Annotated in this window: 17 protein-coding genes and 1 tRNA gene; 11 read left to right on the top strand and 7 right to left on the bottom strand. The window is 33.8% G+C overall.

Annotated elements, in window-relative coordinates; all coding sequences use genetic code 11:
- Positions 1-8: 8 nt before the first annotated feature.
- Positions 9-845, top strand: coding sequence for a hypothetical protein (locus NEF87_RS13110; RefSeq protein WP_457916169.1), 837 nt, complete (start codon positions 9-11; stop codon positions 843-845).
- 107 nt (positions 846-952) lie between these two features.
- Positions 953-2,719: a GTP-binding protein gene (locus NEF87_RS13105; protein ID WP_457916168.1), complete on the top strand. Its 1,767-nt coding sequence runs from the start codon at positions 953-955 to the stop codon at positions 2,717-2,719.
- A 6-nt stretch (positions 2,720-2,725) separates the two neighbouring features.
- Here the strand turns inward: NEF87_RS13105 and NEF87_RS13100 are convergent, their stop codons facing one another.
- Positions 2,726-3,550: a hypothetical protein gene (locus tag NEF87_RS13100; RefSeq protein ID WP_457916167.1), complete on the bottom strand. Its 825-nt coding sequence runs from the start codon at positions 3,548-3,550 to the stop codon at positions 2,726-2,728.
- Between the two features lie 125 nt (positions 3,551-3,675).
- Between NEF87_RS13100 and NEF87_RS13095 the strand changes: the two genes are divergently transcribed.
- Positions 3,676-3,990, top strand: a complete 315-nt coding sequence (locus NEF87_RS13095) for a nucleotide pyrophosphohydrolase (RefSeq protein WP_371801897.1) — start codon at positions 3,676-3,678, stop codon at positions 3,988-3,990.
- On the opposite strand, the gene NEF87_RS13090 is transcribed toward NEF87_RS13095, so the two are convergent.
- Genes NEF87_RS13090 through NEF87_RS13080 form a run of 3 tightly spaced genes read right to left on the bottom strand, consistent with a single transcriptional unit; the run spans position 3,987 to position 5,882 of the window.
- On the bottom strand, positions 3,987-4,244 hold the full coding sequence (locus tag NEF87_RS13090; protein ID WP_371801896.1) for an Lrp/AsnC family transcriptional regulator: 258 nt from the start codon (positions 4,242-4,244) through the stop codon (positions 3,987-3,989). The two genes, NEF87_RS13095 and NEF87_RS13090, sit on opposite strands and share 4 nt — an antisense overlap.
- A gap of 19 nt (positions 4,245-4,263) precedes the next feature.
- Positions 4,264-4,506, bottom strand: coding sequence for an Lrp/AsnC family transcriptional regulator (locus tag NEF87_RS13085; protein WP_371801895.1), 243 nt, complete (start codon positions 4,504-4,506; stop codon positions 4,264-4,266).
- 35 nt (positions 4,507-4,541) lie between these two features.
- Positions 4,542-5,882: an Lrp/AsnC ligand binding domain-containing protein gene (locus tag NEF87_RS13080; RefSeq protein WP_457916166.1), complete on the bottom strand. Its 1,341-nt coding sequence runs from the start codon at positions 5,880-5,882 to the stop codon at positions 4,542-4,544.
- Positions 5,883-6,141: 259 nt separating this feature from the next.
- On the opposite strand from NEF87_RS13080, the gene NEF87_RS13075 reads away from it, so the two are divergent.
- A complete protein-coding gene (locus tag NEF87_RS13075) occupies positions 6,142-7,734 on the top strand; it encodes a xylulokinase (protein ID WP_371801893.1) in 1,593 nt (530 codons plus the stop codon).
- Between the two features lie 29 nt (positions 7,735-7,763).
- On the opposite strand, the gene NEF87_RS13070 is transcribed toward NEF87_RS13075, so the two are convergent.
- Together NEF87_RS13070 and NEF87_RS13065 are read right to left on the bottom strand one after the other, a co-directional pair.
- Positions 7,764-9,800 carry an ATP-dependent helicase gene (locus NEF87_RS13070; protein ID WP_457916165.1) on the bottom strand — a complete coding sequence of 679 codons (2,037 nt, stop codon included), beginning with the start codon at positions 9,798-9,800 and terminating at the stop codon, positions 7,764-7,766.
- 111 nt (positions 9,801-9,911) lie between these two features.
- Positions 9,912-10,064, bottom strand: a complete 153-nt coding sequence (locus NEF87_RS13065; RefSeq protein WP_371801891.1) for a hypothetical protein — start codon at positions 10,062-10,064, stop codon at positions 9,912-9,914.
- A gap of 304 nt (positions 10,065-10,368) precedes the next feature.
- On the opposite strand from NEF87_RS13065, the gene mfnA reads away from it, so the two are divergent.
- The 5 genes from mfnA to hflX all read left to right on the top strand — a co-directional run bounded on the left by mfnA (position 10,369) and on the right by hflX (position 14,845).
- A complete protein-coding gene (gene mfnA / locus NEF87_RS13060; protein WP_457916164.1) occupies positions 10,369-11,622 on the top strand; it encodes a tyrosine decarboxylase MfnA in 1,254 nt (417 codons plus the stop codon).
- A 53-nt stretch (positions 11,623-11,675) separates the two neighbouring features.
- Positions 11,676-12,329 (top strand): hypothetical protein, encoded by a 654-nt coding sequence (locus tag NEF87_RS13055; RefSeq protein ID WP_457916163.1) that lies wholly within the window; start codon positions 11,676-11,678, stop codon positions 12,327-12,329.
- A 161-nt stretch (positions 12,330-12,490) separates the two neighbouring features.
- Positions 12,491-12,700 carry a MoaD/ThiS family protein gene (locus tag NEF87_RS13050; RefSeq protein WP_457920126.1) on the top strand — a complete coding sequence of 70 codons (210 nt, stop codon included), beginning with the start codon at positions 12,491-12,493 and terminating at the stop codon, positions 12,698-12,700.
- Positions 12,701-12,865: 165 nt separating this feature from the next.
- Positions 12,866-13,456 (top strand): helix-turn-helix domain-containing protein, encoded by a 591-nt coding sequence (locus NEF87_RS13045; RefSeq protein WP_371801888.1) that lies wholly within the window; start codon positions 12,866-12,868, stop codon positions 13,454-13,456.
- A 39-nt stretch (positions 13,457-13,495) separates the two neighbouring features.
- Positions 13,496-14,845 (top strand): GTPase HflX, encoded by a 1,350-nt coding sequence (gene hflX, locus NEF87_RS13040; protein ID WP_457916162.1) that lies wholly within the window; start codon positions 13,496-13,498, stop codon positions 14,843-14,845.
- A 62-nt stretch (positions 14,846-14,907) separates the two neighbouring features.
- Here the strand turns inward: hflX and NEF87_RS13035 are convergent, their stop codons facing one another.
- A complete protein-coding gene (locus tag NEF87_RS13035; RefSeq protein ID WP_457916161.1) occupies positions 14,908-16,530 on the bottom strand; it encodes a hydroxymethylglutaryl-CoA synthase family protein in 1,623 nt (540 codons plus the stop codon).
- Positions 16,531-16,691: 161 nt separating this feature from the next.
- Here NEF87_RS13035 and NEF87_RS13030 point away from each other — a divergent pair.
- Positions 16,692-16,777: transfer RNA gene (locus tag NEF87_RS13030), tRNA-Ser, on the top strand.
- Positions 16,778-16,952: 175 nt separating this feature from the next.
- Positions 16,953-18,227, top strand: a complete 1,275-nt coding sequence (locus tag NEF87_RS13025; RefSeq protein ID WP_371801885.1) for a thiolase C-terminal domain-containing protein — start codon at positions 16,953-16,955, stop codon at positions 18,225-18,227.

Genomic DNA, 18,227 nt, shown 5'->3' with positions numbered 1-18,227 from the left:
ATCTTGGGATGAGTCAACAATCAGAAATTGATTCTAAAATTTCAGTGGAAATAAAATGCAATATTGAAGGTGATTTGTCCAATTTATTTCTCATTTTTAGTACTGATAATGCTCATTCATGGTATTCTGTAAAAATGAATAATTTGGGCCATTCATATTCAATAACCCTTCCAAATGTGCCATTTGGAAATAAGATCCTCTATCTTTTTAAAATTGTTGGATCTGATGGAAAAGAGTATATTGATGATAATAATGGGCAATATTATTTTGAAATTGCAGGCCAGAAGGAAGTTTTGTATGAAGAATCAATTCCTAATAAAAACGAAAATTCGGACGCAAAAATATCAGCTTCCAATAATAAACTTACTGCAGAAGAGTCTATTATCGAAAATGTTGTTCAAGATCTAATAGTTGGTGAAGAAACAATGATTTTAGAGAGATCTTCTGTAGATAAGCAAGAATTTAATAGATCGGCATCTTCTCATAATATTAAATCAAGTGAGAATGAGATTATCGAAAATGATGCCAACACTCATAAAATTTCTCATATAAATCAACCAATTGAAGAAGAAGGAACCAATTCTCAAATAGATTCAAGTAAAGTTATCCGACCCATTATCCCTTATAATCCTTTTTCGGCCGATTATGGGGATTTAGAATCATCCCAAAACGCATTATTATCTTTCTCTCAAATTATTGATGGGAGAATGACCTCACCACCTAAAAAAAAGAATAGCTATTTAAAAAATGTTCAAGTGCTCGAAACTAATAAGAAATGTGCTATTTGCAAAGCTAATATGAATAATAATTGGAAGATTTGTCCTATATGCGGTAGTAAAAATTAATAATCATACTATATACAAAAATTATTAGCATTATGTGATACTAATTAAAGTAATATAAAGAAAACGTTAAAAAAAGAAATTCAAACAAAATAAGAGGTTACAAGAAATTGGACAATTATGATTATCTATTTAAATGTGTTGCTGTAGGTGATGGTGGCTGTGGGAAAACTGCTCTTGTGGTTCGCTTTAGTCAAGGCTTTTTTCAAGAAAACTATAAATTAACTATCGGTGTGGAATTTGCAGTCAAAACCATCCATATTAATAATCATAATGTAAAACTTCAAATATGGGATACAGGTGGACAGGAGAGATTCCAGTATGTTCGTCCTCTTTATTACAAAGGTTCAATGGGTTGTATCATTCTTTTTGATCTTACAAATCGTGAGAGTTTTGATCATATTCCTAAGTGGATGGATGAGGTTAAAAAGGAATCCGGTTCTATTCCAATGCTTTTAGTTGGAAATAAGAAAGATCTTGTTGATCAAAGGGTTATTTCAAGAAATGAAGCTGAAGAGGTTGCAAAAGATCTTAACATGTTTTATGTTGAGTCTAGTGCGAAAAGTGGAGATGGAGTTGGAGATGTTTTTGGAATTCTTGCTTTGCTAATGATTGGAGAAGATATCCCTCCAGCAATGTTAGGGGGTTCTCCTTCCTTATCTGAGCAACCTAATAATGAAAAAACAATAGACGTCGAATCTATTTCAAAAAAAATACCTCAACCTATACCTGTGTTTGCTCCTAAGGATCCAGTATCAAATAAACCTATGCCGAGTGTTTCTCATAAACCTAAACCCGCTCCAATATATTCTTCATTATCAAAAAATCCTGTTTCTAATAAATTACCAAGCAACCCTTTCAATATTCCGAAAATAGATGAGACTTCAATATTGTCTTTGGGTAATTCTAAAGAAAATATTACTTCGGAACCTCAGAAAGAAGCATTGAAAAAAAGTAATGATATTCTTACATCTTCAATAGTAGAAGAACCTGATTGGTTTTCACCAAAAACTCCCGTTCAAAATACCCCAATTCAAAAGCAAAATATTCCTAAAAAATCAGAGGTCAAATTACCTCCAGTTCAAATTAATTCACAATTTCCATCAAATTCGAAGCAAGAACCACCAACTGTAAAAATACCCCCTAAACCTTCTCCTCCATCATTTTCTTCAGAAGGCATTCCTTCATCCATATCTGGAAATTCATCAGAAATCAAAGGGAACCCATTTCTCGCTCAATCTTCAAAATCAAATACAAAGAAGCCTGCTCCATTTACATCTCCTGACTTTAGAAATACTCGGTCTGAGAAAAAAGAACCAAAAATTATCAAACCTACTCAAAATTATTCATTTTTTGACAGCCCAAAAAAACCTAATGAATTTCAAAAATCTTCAAATGATAATAATAAATCCTATTCATTTTTAGATTCATTACCAGCAAAACAGGGAACAACCGAATCAAAATCCATCATTCCTAAGAAAAAAACCTATTCTTTTTTTGATGCTCCTTCAAAACCTGATTCAATTCAATCTAATATCAAAAAAAAAGAACCAAAAACTTCATGGGGTTTTATGTCAAATGTAGATGTCAATAAAAAACCAATTATTCCCAAATCTACAAATAAAGAAAGTCGATCTCCATTCATTGAGAAATCTGCCAATCAAACTGATTATATTCCTTCCTTTTTAAAAAAAACTACATCTGGAACGAACACTGGTCCTTCAAATGTAACTTCTGCAAAATCAAATATTTTTGGAACTTCTCATTCTGTTATTGGAGATGTTTCGAATAAAAATATGATTGAATGTCCTAATTGTGGTGCAAAGTTAAATAAAAATTTCAAGTTTTGCAACAAATGTGGGAGTAGAACAAAATAAAAAAAATTAATCTTCAACTAGGAATGGTTTAGCATCTTCAATTTCTTCATCAACATCTTCTTTATCAGAATCCTCACTTTTTTCAACATCATCATCTTCTTCAGCTTCCCAGTTGAATTCTTTCATGAATTTAAATAATAACTTTCCATATTCCACATCTTTTTTCATAGTTTTTAAGCATACTTCCATTGCTGAAATTGCAATATTTCTCACAACTTCATCGGTGGGTGCGGGCTTAAAAGCTTCTAATCTCGATGGGGCCATCATAGGCATTGGAGCCATCTGTGGTGCGGTCATTGGTGGATATGGGGCAAATTGAGGTGCTCCCATTGGGGTCAAAGGTGTTGAAGGCATTGAAGATGTAGATGCCGGGGCTCCAGAATTTTGAGATGAAGGAGTTTGAATTATTTTTGCATTTTCTGCAACTTTAGAAGCATTATCAGCCTTCGATTGTGCTTCAGCTACTGCAGCTTCTGCAGCAGCTTTAGCTTCTTCACTCTCAGCTTCTTCAGCGGCTTTAATCGCGGCTTCAGCATCTGCTTTTGCTTCTGCAGCTTCTAGTTCTGCTTGATACTCTGCTTCAATTTCCTCTTGAGATTTAGGTGGTTGATATTCAGGCCAACCACATTTCAAACCCACATTTTGTTCAACACCTTTATCTTTTACTCGTTTTAAAGTTTTTTCGATTTCTTCACGTGGAGTTCCAGAATTAAACTTTTCCACCATATCTTCGACAAGACATTCATCATGCCATATTTCTGATCCTAAAAATTTCCCACGTTTAGGTTCTTTCCCACATCGGGGACAGTTAAAACTAAAATCATCAGCCATTTTTTTTTCACAATCTCGATTTATAATTATTTGTACTTCTTTATTTTTCCAAAGGGAAAATTGTATATTTTTAAAACCCTTTTAAAAAATAACTTAAGAATATTTCAATACTTCGTGATTACTTCATGATTGAAAAAACTTTAAAGCAAATTCAAAAAGATGTAGATTCTCTTATTACGGATTTTGGTGGATACTGGCCTCCTTTATCTATGCTTGCATCCGTTGTTGAAGAAGTTGGGGAATTATCCCGTGAAATCAATGCAAAGGTGAATATTAAACATAAAAAGGCCTCTGAACCAACAAATTCCATTGGTGAGGAATTAGCTGATACTGTTTTCAGCCTAATTTGTTTAGCAAACCATTATAAAGTAGATTTAACCCTTGAATTAAAAAATGTTTTAGAAAAGTATCGAAAAAGAGATAAAAATCGCTTTAATTAACCTTCAGAATCTGTCATCCATCTTTTTACCATTAAATGACTGTTTAGTTTTTTAATTCCTTTTATTATGTCAATTTGAGTCATCATGATTTTTTGAAGTTCTTCACTCGATTCGCCTTCAATTTTCATCACAAGATCATATTCACCAGTGATATAATAAATTTCCTTAACATTTTTTATCAATTGTAATTTCTCCACAATTTCCATGGTTCGACCCAATTCTACTTTAACAAAAGATAATATCTTGACTTTCATTAGACTTTTCTCCTTGAATTTATTTTTCCCATTCCGCTAAAACATAATGGCTGTTAATTTCTTTAATTCCTGGGATTTTCTCGATTTTTTCAATTATTTCAACTAAATCTTCACTTTTTTCTACCAATATATGGATTAACAGGTCAAAATCACCCGAAATAGATAAAATTTTAACTACTTCGGGAATCTGTTTTAATTCTTCATTAAACTTCTCAGAATTACCAAATTCAATTTTAATAAAACTCGTTATTTTAATTCCCATGGTGTTGAATCACATTCTTTTTTTTCATTTTTTATTCAGTTTCGATCCATTTCAGTATTTGTAATAATCAGCATATCATATTCAATTAGACCTGGAAGACTGAGGATAGTCTGTTGGATAAATTTATTTAACGCTTGTGATGAGTGGAGCTGAACATCCAGCATAAGGTCATAATTTCCAATCAGAGAAAAAACTTGCCGAACCGCCTTAAACGAGTACGCAATGGTCATTGCTTCTTTATTTTGATTCGGTTTTGTTTTTAGAAGAAATAAGGCAAAAATCTGGGCTTCAGTTTCACTGAGATATCTGGTGACTATTGCGATACCCATCAAGAATATGATCACTACTAACCATGAAATAGGGAAATTTTCCTCTAAAATTGTTACCCCCAATATGAGGTTAATTATGGGTTCTATTAATTGTAAAACTCCTACCCATAAATCAAAAGAAGTATGTTTTGGCCAGTTTGCTGCAAGAAAATAATATAAAAAATATGGCGCAATTGTACAGATTAAAATCAGGATAATTCCATTCCCAGTCCATGAAATAGTCCACCAAAGGTGAACTTCTGAGAAAAATCGGCTGATTTCTCCAGATATTTCATTTCCTAAAGGTAGAATTCCGAAGATTAATTGTAATGGAATGAAGGTTAATGAGGCAAAAAAAGAAAGGATTCCTAATTTTAGAAATGTTCTGATTAGTCTATAGTTTTTATTTATTCGTAGAAGGGTAAATTCTTTTGGACTCATCTTGTCTTTTGAACTGCTGATGACAAAAAATGAAAGAGTTAAGCCATAAGCAATAATAATTCCGATTGTATTCCACGAAAACTGTTGATTTTCTCCAGATTGTTGATTCTGGCTAATAATCCCGAGTATAACTGTTGCTCCTATTAATGTGATTAAGTATAAAGCTTTGAAAGGAGACATTTCTTCTTTTCCCCGCCCCCAATTAACAGCTGTGACTACAACTAAAGAAAAAATGACTCCGATTGATGTTATTATTACACCCACCGATTTTAAACCCCAAAAAAAGAGAATTGTCATCAAATTCATTCCAAAAACCGCGAGGAACAGCAAATATAGCCATTGAGGAAAATTAAAAAATTCCACATTTTTACTTGCTAGATACGACACAATTTCCTTAATTTTAATAGATTGCTTTTTTTTTTTTTTTAAATGCATTTGCTGATACAATATAAATATTAATATAAACCCCAGAGTGAAGATTGTCATCATTAAAAAACGAGCGAAAATAATCAGAAAGGTAGAATAATTTGCAAATAACTTTGATGCGGGTAATGGTATTAATCCCCACATCACATTACAAAGACTTAGCAATACTATTTTTTGACTCGTAGTGTTCTGTTTTGCCATGTTTTCTCACTCTTCAGTACGGTAATACAAAGAAATTGGTTACTTATTGCCATTTCCCAATATTAATATGACTATTTTTGCACTCAAAATCTAAAGCACTCCCCTCCAATTAACTTTTTTTGGTATTATTTATGTTTTTGATTAGTAAAAAAATACAAAACTAGATACTCTTTTAGAGGTTAAATTCTTGGTTTTTCACGTAAAATTAGAAAGCTTTATAGTTTTTTAAGGAAAATTTTGATTATAGGAAGAATTTTGAATGGAAGTAAAATATGTAATAGCTCATGATGTTGGAACAACTGGGATGAAATCTTGTCTTTATGAGATCAAAGGATCTGTAAAACTTCTTGATTGTGTTATGACGGAATATACTCTTTATACAACACCAGATGGTGGAGCGGAACAAGATGAAAAGGACTGGTGGAATGCGATATGTATTGGTACAAAAAAAATAATTAAGCATTCTGGTCATTCCCCTTCAAATATCCATGGTATCTCTTTTACAACACAATTACAAGGTTCCATAATGGTAGACAAAAACGGGAAAGTTTTAAGAAGACCAATGATCTGGTTGGATGGAAGAGCAGTAAAGGAATTTGAAAAAGTGTTAGCTCATGGATTGATCCGAATTGAGGGCTATCATTGGTTTAAAATAATTATATGGTTGATTATTACAGGAGGTGGACCCGGAACTGCTAAAGATCCACTGTTTAAATATCTATGGGTAAAAAATAACGAACCCGAAGTGTTTGAGCAGACTTATAAATGGTTAGATGTTAAAGATTACCTTATTTTTAAGTGTACGGGAAATTATTGTATGACCGGGGATAGTGCTCAGCTAACATGGCTTTATGACACTCGTCCAAGAAAGCTCAGGTGGCATAAAGGATTGTGTAAAATGGTCAAAGTAAATATGGAACACTTACCAAAAGTTGTTAATGCTACTGATATTGTAGGAAATTTGACTAAACAAGCAGCTTTAGAAATGGGTTTGGAAGGTCCTATCCCAATCTATGCAGGTGGTGGTGATGCAAGCAATATTCCCATTGGATCAGGGGCAACGGATTTATATGATACTCACTTATATGCAGGAACTAGTGGTTGGGTCGTCTCAAATGTTGATAAAAGAATGGCAGATTTAGGCCATTTCTGTGTGTCTTTACTAGGAGGAATTCCAAATCATTATAATTACATTGCTGAAATGGAAACCACAGGAATTTGTTTGCAATGGGTTAGAGACCATCTTGCTTTGGATGAAATTGGAGTATATCTAGATAAGCAAAATATTGTTGATAAAAATGATGAATTTAATAGTCTTTTTGATTATATGAATGCCATAGTGTCCGAAATCGAACCAACTAACATTATTTTCACACCTTGGCTTCATGGAAATCGCGCTCCCGCTCAAGATCCGTATGTGAGAGGGATGTTCTTTAATTTGGGGCTCAACACTGGCAAGCGTGAAATGATTCGTTCAGTATTGGAAGGTGTTGCTTTCAATTTTCGATGGTGTTTAGAAGCTGAAGAATTGAAAATTCCTTATCAAAAAACACTAAGGTACGTTGGAGGCGGTGCAAAATCTGATGTTTGGTCTCAAATAATTGCGGATGTTACAGGAAGGATTGTTGAAGTGCCTGAAGATCCTCAAAATGCTGGTGCAACTGGAGCAGCAATCATTTGTGGAATTGGATTGGGTGTAATAGAATCCTTCAAAGCTGCTAAAAAATTTATCCCAATTGAAAAAGTCTTCAAACCACAAGAGAAGTATAAGGCTCACTATGATAAGAATTTCAAAGTCTTCAAGAAACTCTATTCCAATAATAAAAAATTGTACAAAACAATGAACACTTGAATTGAGATATTTTTTTGGAACTTCTTTTTTCATTCTTCTTCTAATTCGATTTCATCAAAAACTTCTGCTGATTGAATTTCCGTCAGAAATCGCGAAGGACCACTAATTGAATCAAATGATCGATATGGTAAAAACCTAGGATAAGTTAGCATTAATACATCTTTCGCACGGGTACAACCAACGTAAAATAATCGACGTTCTTCTTCCATCGATTGCGAATTCCCAATGGCCCTTGAACTAGGCATCCGTCCTTCGGCCAAATTGATCATATACACAATTTTCCATTCCAACCCTTTGGATGAATGAATAGTAGATAGAATTAAGGGTTTTTCTTCTTCAACGATATCTCCTTCTTTTATAGTCTCGCCTTGAATGTCAAATTGGGTCAGAATATCTCCAAGTAGTGATGTTATATCGGAATATTTTGATGCAAAACCCATCAACTCTTCCAGATCCCGCAATCGATCTTCAAAATTTTTCTTATAATTTTCTTTAATTATAGGGGTGAGATATTTTATGATTTTCGCGATTATTTGTGGGATAGATGCAAATTGCTCCGTGGGGAGGAGACACCTTTTAGGAATGTCCATAATAAGTTTTTTATAAAAATTTTGTAATTTAATCAAGCTATGAATCCCTATTTTTTGAATGCGCTTACCTTTTAGCTTCGAGACCAAATCATAAAAGCAAAATTGTTCTAGTTGATTGGAATTCGGGGAAAAGATGTTTAATATTTTTTGGGCACTCACACTGCTAATTTTTTCATGTAAACTAAGGATTCGCATCCATTGCACTTGATCCGCAGGATTTACAATCACACTGAGAAATGCCAGTAAATCTTTAATGTGTGCCCGTTCAAAAAATCGCATTCCGGCTCGCATTTCATAGGGGATGTTTTCCTGAACCAGTTTCTGTTCAATATTTAGAGAGTTATATGTTGATCTAAAAAGAATTGCCTGTTCATTCAAGGGAATCCCTTGATCTCGATATTCGAGAATTTGTTGGCAAATTAATTCCGCTTCTTGTTCCAGATCTGCACACGGGACCATCATCGGTTTTTCATCTGAAGGACGTGATGTTTTTAGATTTTTTTTAAATTGATTCTGATTATGTCCAATGGAAATATTTGCTAAACTAAGAATCTCAGGATTTGAGCGATAATTTGTCTCTAATTTATACTGTAATGCTGTGGGATGATTATTTGGAAAGTTTAACATGTGAGTAAAATCTCCACCTCGAAACTTATAGATCGCTTGTGCGTCATCCCCGACTACAATTAAACTATGAGCATATTCAGCGAGTTTATCCACAATTCTTGCTTGGATTGAATTTACATCTTGATACTCATCAACCAATACATGACTAATTCTTTTTTTAAAGCTTTTCGAAGCTTCATCTTTTTCCAAAAAAACTAAGAAATAGACCATGAGATCATCAAAATCCATGAGATTAGTTTCTTTTTTTCTGGAAACAAAGCGATCTAAAATTTTCCTAATGGGATCAGTTAGATCTGCATATTGTGGGAAATATTCCTTTATCACATGTTTCAGTGTTATGGTAAGATCAATTCTTTTTGACTGGATTTCTAGGAGCTGTTGAGCTTTTGGAAATCGAGTTCGCTTTTCAGATTCTGATTTGGGGAATTGCGCTAATATTAGTTTCATTAAGGTAATTTGATCAGTTTTATCCAAAATCGTAAAATTATTAGAAAAACCAATAGTTTGTGCATATTTACGTAATGTTCGATTTGCTAAATGATGAAAAGTGCCTGCATTTATACCACGCGCTTTGGATCCAACAAGTGATTCAACCCGACTTGTCATTTCCTTGGCAGCTTTTTTAGTGAAGGTTACTAATACAATGGAGGCAGGATCCTCGTTTTTTTCAATTAAAAGTGCAACTCTATAGGTTAATGCTCGGGTTTTCCCTGATCCTGCTCCAGCTATTACCAATGCAGGGCCATTTTCATGAGTTACTACTTTATATTGTTCCTCATTCAATTCTTTTTTATAACGTTCAGGAATCTTGTTCTCTTTTTTTCTAAGAACTATTTTTTTTTTACCCATTGACAAATAACACTGTAAGCACTAATTAAAAAAATCATAGTGTTGATAATTTTTAAAAATAAAACTCGAAACAAATTTGTTTTTTTTAACAGAAGGAGATAAAAAAAATTTCTACATTAAGTCATAATCTATACTGGAAAGAAATTTAACTGGGGGTATTTCCTCCAAAAAATCACTTTCGGTGAATTCATACTCGTTCCATATTTGTTGAATCTTCTGAATGATGATAGCAATCACGTCGCTGAAATGTATTTGATCTGACATGGTTTATTTTCCTCATGAGTTGTGATAAAAAATTCTCTTTTTTTTATTAAACAAATTTGTAAGGATAATTCAGATATTTAAACTTCTGGGGAAAAATTGCAAAAAAACGGTGAAAAATTAGTCAGATGTTAGATAAATTAGATAAAATTTTGTTTAATCAATAAAATAGTTGATCAAATTCTTTTTTGAAGAGAATTATTCTTGGATTTGTAGTATATACTAGTTAAGATTAAAACCTTATTTTGAATTTTAAAAGGATCATTTTAGGAATTAATTAAGTTATTTAATTCTGGGGTTACATCAAATGGAAATGAGTGAAAAGGGTAGATCCATATTTGAAATTCTAAATAATATCGACTCATTTTTCCCCAAAAAATTATACCAACCTGATGGATTCGCGAATAATGGAAAAAACCAAGGCGAAATTATTGATCAGCTTGATAATCTTCTTAAATCCGATCTTAGTTATTCTAGTGGAAAAATTTTAGGTGCTATGACAACCGAGCCTCATGAATTTGCAAAGTTGGTATATGCAAAATATATGAATCGAAATTTAGGAGATCGTGGAATTAATCCTGGTACCGCTGAAATTGAGCACAAAACTATTTCTTTACTTGGCAATTTACTTGGAGATAATAATATTCAAGGTAATATGACAAGTGGGGGTACTGAAGCCAATTTGATAGCAATGTATCTCGCAAAACGATCAAAACCTTATGTTAAAAATCCTTCGATTGTCATTCCTGAATCTGCTCATTATTCATTTGATAAAGCAGCAGCTCTCATGGGGTTACAGTTACGGCGTGCTCGTCTTCAACAGGATTATGAACTGGATCTGAATCACTATGAATCATTGATTGATGAGAATACTGTTGGACTTGTGGGCATTGCTGGAACCAGTTCGCTTGGACTTGTGGATCCTATTGATAAAATTTCCCAATTTGCTCGCGATTATCAAATATATCTTCATGTAGATGCTGCGTTTGGCGGATTAGTTCTCCCCTTTATGGAAAAGTTCGGATACTATTATCCTACCTTTGATTTTCGGAATCCAGAGGTTTGTTCGATGACTGTTGATCCTCATAAAATGGGAATGGGAGTAAATCCTTCTGGTGCAATATTAGTGAGGAATTCTAATACAATTCATTCAAAATTTGAAATTCCTTATCTCGCTGGAGGATCCTTTAAATCTTTCAATATTCTAGGGACCCGCCCAGGTGCTCCAGCCATTGCTTTTTGGGCACTTTTACAATTCCTTGGAAAGGATGGTTTCATTAAAATAACAAAGAGCTGTTGGGAAAATACTCTCTATTTAGCTAATCAAATTACTCAAATCCCAGAAGTGAAAATTGCTACCACTCCACAAATGAATGTTTTAGGTTTAAAATTGACCTCAAAGGCTTCGATCAATTTTGATCAATTTGATTCTCGGCTTCGAGCGAAAGGATGGGCTCTTGGTAAATTTTCTCAATGGGATGTTATGCGAGTGGTGATGATGCCCCATGTAAAACGGGATCATTTAAAATCTTTCATTTCTGATTTAAAAGCTATATTTTAGTCTTCAATTGAATTTAAATAGCAAGATTTGTTAAAGGAATATATTGGTTATTTATGATTGAAGCAGTTCTAATTTCTGACGGGAATGGAATTCCACTATTTACTCATTTTTTTTCCAAACAATTTATCGATCCTAATTTGCTCCTCAGTTTTTTCTCTGCATTAAAAACCTTTGCGAGGTCCATGAGCCAAGAAGCGAATAATAAACTAAGATCAATCAAACTTGGAAAATATCTATTTGACTTTGAAAGTTCTTATTTTGAGCAATTTGAGCAAGAAGTTGATGTTTTAGTCATAACAACTGGTTTACCTCCTTCATTCTCTCATGCTTTGATAGATGAGATATCAGAATCATTCCTTTTATTTCTCGATGAGAACATTGTTGAAAATCCTGAATACATGAAATCAATGAAAATTGCTCAATATCCTAATTTATCTCATTTTTCAAACCATTTGAACAATTTAATTTTAAAAACAAATTCGAATCCTAATTTTAGGATGCATTCTGTCTCTAATATTCCAAATACAGCTTTTTCAATAATTAACTACATTTTTTCTCAAAACTCAAATCTTGCAGAAAGCTATGATTTCTCAGAACAAGAATTGATTGAACAGTTCATTGATGATTACTGCAAAAATCAATTGATTAATGATATTCAGAAAAAATTTAACATGAAAAGTCGAGAAAAATTCAATCCGTGGGATTAAATGTTGATTAAGTCAGGGTTTGTTTTAAAAACAATAATATCGGATATTTTTTCTCTATTGAGAATTGGACAACACTTTTAGTTACATTTATAGATATGTTTTTAGTTTAAATAGGTAAGATCTTTTTGTCGTATTTAATCGGAGGGAAAATATTGAATCGAATGGTTGGATTGGAAAAATTGAATGAAATTTCTTCAATGACTACTTATCGTGTAAAAGATGCATCAAAAGTCCATGATGTAATACAAAAATTAAATATTGAAACCAAATATTTTGCAATTTTAGTTAATGGTCAAAAAGCAGACTCCAACATGCAAATTGAAAGGAATGATGAAATTCTTGTGCTTCCAAAAATCAGCGGTGGCAAATAGGTTCTTTTTTTCTTCTCTTTTTCTTCTAAACCGATTTTTCCCATAATCCGCTATGATTTTTTAGATAAATAATTTTTCGGGTTATCGCTTTGAGATTTGATTAATGAAACATATTTTTTTGGGATGTTTCCTTTATTCTAACTAATAAGTAACTTTGTGAGAAAAATGGGAAATAAAGGCGAATGTGAACTTTGTGGAAATGAAACTTATACGTTGTTACGTAGAGAGGTTGAAGGAGTAATTATGGAAGTATGTCCTAATTGTCAAGATTTGGGAGATGTACCCAAAATAGATCGAAAAAGACAAGCTCAGGCACATGCAAGATCTCAGAGAAGTGAAAAATTTCGATCGATGGTATCTGCTTCAAGTTCTCCTATTGCACAAAGTAGAATGCCGGATAGTCCATATAAAGTGAAAAAGAGAGTTGTTCGCAAAGACCGATTTACTCAATATAAAATTGTTGATAATGCCACCAATATTTTATTAAAATATCGCACTACTAATCAATTAAGTAGCAAAGACTTTGCAAATTCCGTTTTTATTAAAGAAAACTATTATAAACGGATTGAAAAAGGAACAACTGCTCTATCTTTAGATTTAGCCCGGAAGTTTGAGAAAAAATACAAGTTAAAATTGGTAGAAATTGAGGATGCAGATGAAAAAGATGATTATTCCGAATTTCTTAAACAAAATAAATCTGCTCCCGAATCCATGGTATATTTTAAGAAACGGGGCCAAAAACCGGAATATGATTGATATTTAATGATAAAAAATTCTCACACTCAAAATTTAAAAATGGACCCATCGCTGATAGATCTGAAATCGGCGGTGGTTATCCAAATTTTTCATCCTTCTTTTAAACCATACGACAAAGAAGAGATGCTTGGACTTGTTAAAACAGCAGGATATTCGATTCATTCCTATATTACTCAGAATTTGCGGAAGAAAAATCCTCGGTTTTTTATGGGTAGCGGAAAAGTGAAACTGATTAAAGAAGTGCTTCATGATCATTTCAATCCTCAAAAAAAAACTAAGCATTCTGAAATTTCAATTGAAGATCCCGATTTCTCAAACGTTGATTATGCGGATGGAGCTATTATTAATGATAATGAAATTTGGGAAACAGGTATTGATTCATCATCAACATCAGAAGAATTTATTGAAAATCCAGAAGAAATAATCGATCTCACCCTTCCAGAAACCCTTAAAAATCGCCATGATCTGACAATTATTTTTAATAATCGACTTGGATTTGCCCAATTGACTAATTTACATGGTGCTTGGGATGTTAAAACCATAGATCGTGATGAACTCGTCTTAGAAATCTTCGAAAATCATGCTCAGACTCATGAATCGAAATTACAAATTGAATTAGCCCGACTGACATTACAAACTAATATTATTAAGAAGGAAATGGGTATCCATCTTCAGGAAAAACAAGGTAGAGGGCAACAAGGTAAAGGGATGAAAGCTTGGGAACCTCGGATGCGAGCTTTCCGAGGAAAAAAGCATAAAATTTCGCTTGAGCTGAACAAAATATCTCAAGGAAGGGCTCTTCGACGAAAATCTCGAAATAAATTCTTCAATGTGGGGGTTGTGGGTTATACGAATGCGGGTAAATCAACCCTTGTGAACAAGCTAGCTAAAGTGTCCTTAGAAACAGCTGATCAGGAATTCACAACAGTCACAACTACATCAAGAAAGGTTACTTTTCCAAAGTTTGATGAATACGGTCGATGGCAAGGACAAGAAATGATTTTGACAGATTCCGTTGGGTTCATTAGTGATATGTCTCGATTATTAATTGATGCCTTTCTCTCTACCTTGGAAGAACTACAATTTTCTGATTTAGTTATGATTGTCATTGATATCTCCGATGAAAAGTGGGATCGCATTCTATTAAAAATTGAATCTTCATTTGCAGTTATTGAACAAATTGGAGCCGCAGATATTCCCAAAATCTTTGTTTTTAATAAAACTGACCTTCTTTCTGGCGAATCTATAAAGGAACGGGTGACCAAGATTCATACCCATTTTCCGAATATTGATTCTCTTGCAATTTCGGCTATGGAAAAACAAGGTTTTGAAGATTTAGCCCAGTTATTAATTGAGAGAAAACTTCAATTGCATCGAAAATTAAAGTAATCTTTTTTCTACCACTTTAAAGAAAATATTTTATAAAAAAAACGGGAATTTAGAGTTTCTATTTAATAAGTATGCGAATTTGGCACGTAGGTTGGAACCCAGTTTAACAATCCTTCAGCATTGACATGATCCTTGATTTTAATCTGAACCCGACGCATATCATATTCCAAAAGCATTCCTTTTTTTGGTTTTCCCAATATCCTAACATTTCCTTGAAATAAGGGTGTAGTGTCAGTAAAATCATAATTTTCTATAGGATCGGTGGTTAATAATGCGTAAAGGGGATAAAATATCTTATGATTACCAGAATGGCCTTGTGGACATCGATTTAATCCTTCATGGGATGCAATAAGACAACCTTCATCGCAATAATGAAGTTCAATTCCACGATTATTGTTTATTTCATGAGGAATAATCTGGCCATAAGAAAGCGTTGTATGAAATCTTCCCATTTTAATTAATTCATACTCTTCATAAGTTCGTCTAACTTTGTTTTGGATGTAATCCTCAACTTTAGGATAGTTTTTTAAGACTGAATCGAATTTTGGCATAACCTTGAGTAAACCAGATATACAAGTTGCACCTGATCCATAGGATCCGAAATAAATTACATCATTTGAATGCGAATGATTTTCTAAAATATAATTAATTTGTGCCCAGACACTGGCCGAATACATATTGCCAAAATGCATGGGAACATTCAAGTGTGGAAAGAAATGCTCTCGATAATGTGAGGCTTTTTGAAGGACAGTATCGATAACACTGCGGGAATATCCATTCTGAAGTAAAATTTTGGAAATAAGAGATGGAAAATGCTTCAGACTGTAACGAATAGAAGGAAGTTTGCTCGTTAATCGAGATCGGGGAGGTTTTGGGTTAGAATTGAGAATATAATTTACAAAATGTTGAGACCGTTCCACAATTAATTTTTGAACAAATTTGACTGGTAGTTTTGAAAAGGGGGCATGGAATGCATAGTAATCTGCTTGAATCTCCCCTATGTGTTTGTTTAGATCATCAAAAGCTGCCATTTGAAAATTTAAATAAGAATCTACGGAATATTTACCAAATACTTTAGCATTTTTTTGTCCCGCTGCTCGATAAAAGTCATTCACATTTCCAGAAACTTTTCCAAATTTATGACTGAAGGCGGCGATACGAGGATTTTTAGTCAGAATTAATGCCACTGCTCCAGCCCCTTGGGTAGGTTCTCCAGGAGAATGCATATCATAAGAACTTATATCAACTCCAATCACAAGGGCTTTATTTATAATACCATTTTCAATCATAGCAATAGCATTTAAAATTGCTAAAGTTGCACCAGCACAAGCGTTATAAATATCTTGGGTTATTGAATTCGGCGATACGCCCAAAATATCTGCTAAAATGTTCGAAACAGATTTCACAGCATATGTGATTGTTTCCGTTCCTACGAATATAGCATCTATTGTTTTTGGATCGACTTGTCCCCGAATTAAGGCATTTTGCGCCGCCTTAACTGACATAGTAACACAATCTTCATTGGGGTCTGGAATCCGCATTTCATGAAGAAGCAACCCATCGCGAAATTTTTTGGGATCTATCTTACGATTTATTGCCAAATCATCAAGATCCAAATAAAATTGAGGTGTATAGAAGCCAATGGAATCAATACCGACATTCTTGAAAAATCCATCAGACATCATATTAATAATATTATGAAGTGGTTATTTTATATAGTTTTTTGTAGCCCAAAATTATAGTTACCCTTCAAAAAAATAGTACAGTTGCTTAGGTAAACTCAAAAAACGAAAATTTTTTTTAATTTGCCGCATTTTAAAAAATAGAAATTTTTATCTGAAACTAGGCGGCGGTATTCAAGTGGTTACGAAGCTGGACTGCTAATCCAGTGCCTTTCGAGGCGCGAGGGTTCAAATCCCTTCCGCCGCGCCATTTCTTTTTTCTCTATTCTTGTTCTTCATCACAATTTCATTGACTCTCATCTTTTTCTTCTAAACGGATTTCTGTGGGTTATGTCATTATCAGTTAGCTTTCGAACCAAATTTTTTCAATTTACCTAAAAAATTACTTTAGAATATTCAATTTTGGTTATAAAAGTGAAATTTGTATGGGAAAACTAGCACGAAAAGTTGCAATTGTTGGAGCCGGAATGTCAAAATTCGGGTTTAATTATCCAAAAATGCGTATGATAGACATGTGGCAGGAAGCATGGTTAGAAGCGGTTAAATTAACTGATAAGGGAATTAAACCTGAAGATATTGATGAGCTCTTTTTGGGTAATTTTACTGCTGATTTGTTTAATCATCAAGGGCATCTAGCTCCTTTAATGGCAAATTTAATTGGACTCTCTCCAAAACCATCTTCTCGGTTTGAAGCGGCTTGTGCCAGTAGTGGAATTGCTTTCCGTCATGCTGTAATGAGTATTGCTTCAGGGATGAATGATGTGGTTTGTGTTGGAGGGGTGGAACAAATGAATGAGCTTAATACGGCAGGGGTGACCAGTGCCTTAGCTGCTGCTGCTGATACAACCTATGAATATTATGCAGGGGCCACTTTTCCAGGACTTTATGCTGCAGTCGCCACGGCACATTTTCATAAATATGGAACCACTTCTAAAGATCTTATGAATATAGCAATAAAAAATTATGAAAATGGAAAGGAAAATCCGTTTGCGCATGTTCAAAGCACCATTCCTGAAGTTATGGCTAAAGCGATTGAAAAAGCGAAAAAACGCGGCCAACCTGTTCCAAATTGGAAGGATGAATACGAGTTTCTAGAATCATCCAAAAATCCCATGATTGCTTCTCCTTTACGTCTCTTTGATTGTAGCTTAGTGACAGATGGAGCAGCCATTATATTTTTAGCTTCGGAAGAACTAGCTTATAAATTCACCGATCATCCGATTTGGGTAAGTGGTATTGGACAAGGAAGCGCTTCTCTCAGTTTGCATGATCGCAAAGATGGAAAATTGACCACTTTTGATGCTACCAAAGAAGCAGCTCGACAAGCGTATGATATGGCTGGGTTAACACCAGAAGATATCCAAATTGCTGAAGTTCATGATTGTTTCACCATTGCTGAATTAGTTGCTCTTGAAGATCTTGGTTTTTATAAACCTGGTGAAGCTGTTAAAGCTATTGCAAATGGGGAAACCAAGCGGGATGGAAAACGGCCCATTAATACTAGTGGAGGCCTAAAAACTAAAGGTCATCCTGTGGGTGCAACAGGGGCTTCTCAAATTGTGGAAATCTATAAACAACTTGCAGGAAAAGCCGAACGAAATCGGCAAGTTCAAGGTGATTTAAAAGTAGGGCTTGCTCAAAATTTGGGTGGATCAGGGGCTACAGCCACGGTCACCATCATGACTAAGGAGAAACTATAG

The organism is Candidatus Lokiarchaeum ossiferum (assembly GCA_025839675.1).
Lineage (GTDB): Archaea > Asgardarchaeota > Lokiarchaeia > Sigyniarchaeales > Promethearchaeaceae > Lokiarchaeum > Lokiarchaeum ossiferum.
The sequence above is the reverse complement of the archived record's forward strand: the minus strand, read 5'-3'. Positions and strand labels throughout refer to the sequence as shown.

Excerpts from the sequence above, each read along its gene's own strand:
- NEF87_RS13070 (WP_457916165.1), bottom strand. The coding sequence starts at position 9,800 with ATGGGTAAAAAAAAAATAGTTCTTAGAAAAAAAGAGAACAAGATTCCT.
- mfnA (WP_457916164.1), top strand. The coding sequence starts at position 10,369 with ATGGAAATGAGTGAAAAGGGTAGATCCATATTTGAAATTCTAAATAAT.
- NEF87_RS13055 (WP_457916163.1), top strand. The coding sequence starts at position 11,676 with ATGATTGAAGCAGTTCTAATTTCTGACGGGAATGGAATTCCACTATTT.
- NEF87_RS13075 (WP_371801893.1), top strand. The coding sequence starts at position 6,142 with ATGGAAGTAAAATATGTAATAGCTCATGATGTTGGAACAACTGGGATG.
- NEF87_RS13025 (WP_371801885.1), top strand. The coding sequence starts at position 16,953 with ATGGGAAAACTAGCACGAAAAGTTGCAATTGTTGGAGCCGGAATGTCA.
- NEF87_RS13085 (WP_371801895.1), bottom strand. The coding sequence starts at position 4,506 with ATGGGAATTAAAATAACGAGTTTTATTAAAATTGAATTTGGTAATTCT.
- NEF87_RS13045 (WP_371801888.1), top strand. The coding sequence starts at position 12,866 with ATGGGAAATAAAGGCGAATGTGAACTTTGTGGAAATGAAACTTATACG.
- NEF87_RS13110 (WP_457916169.1), top strand. The coding sequence starts at position 9 with ATGAGTCAACAATCAGAAATTGATTCTAAAATTTCAGTGGAAATAAAA.
- NEF87_RS13065 (WP_371801891.1), bottom strand. The coding sequence starts at position 10,064 with ATGTCAGATCAAATACATTTCAGCGACGTGATTGCTATCATCATTCAG.
- NEF87_RS13090 (WP_371801896.1), bottom strand. The coding sequence starts at position 4,244 with ATGAAAGTCAAGATATTATCTTTTGTTAAAGTAGAATTGGGTCGAACC.
- NEF87_RS13095 (WP_371801897.1), top strand. The coding sequence starts at position 3,676 with ATGATTGAAAAAACTTTAAAGCAAATTCAAAAAGATGTAGATTCTCTT.
- NEF87_RS13050 (WP_457920126.1), top strand. The coding sequence starts at position 12,491 with ATGGTTGGATTGGAAAAATTGAATGAAATTTCTTCAATGACTACTTAT.
- NEF87_RS13080 (WP_457916166.1), bottom strand. The coding sequence starts at position 5,882 with ATGGCAAAACAGAACACTACGAGTCAAAAAATAGTATTGCTAAGTCTT.
- NEF87_RS13100 (WP_457916167.1), bottom strand. The coding sequence starts at position 3,550 with ATGGCTGATGATTTTAGTTTTAACTGTCCCCGATGTGGGAAAGAACCT.
- hflX (WP_457916162.1), top strand. The coding sequence starts at position 13,496 with ATGGACCCATCGCTGATAGATCTGAAATCGGCGGTGGTTATCCAAATT.
- NEF87_RS13035 (WP_457916161.1), bottom strand. The coding sequence starts at position 16,530 with ATGATGTCTGATGGATTTTTCAAGAATGTCGGTATTGATTCCATTGGC.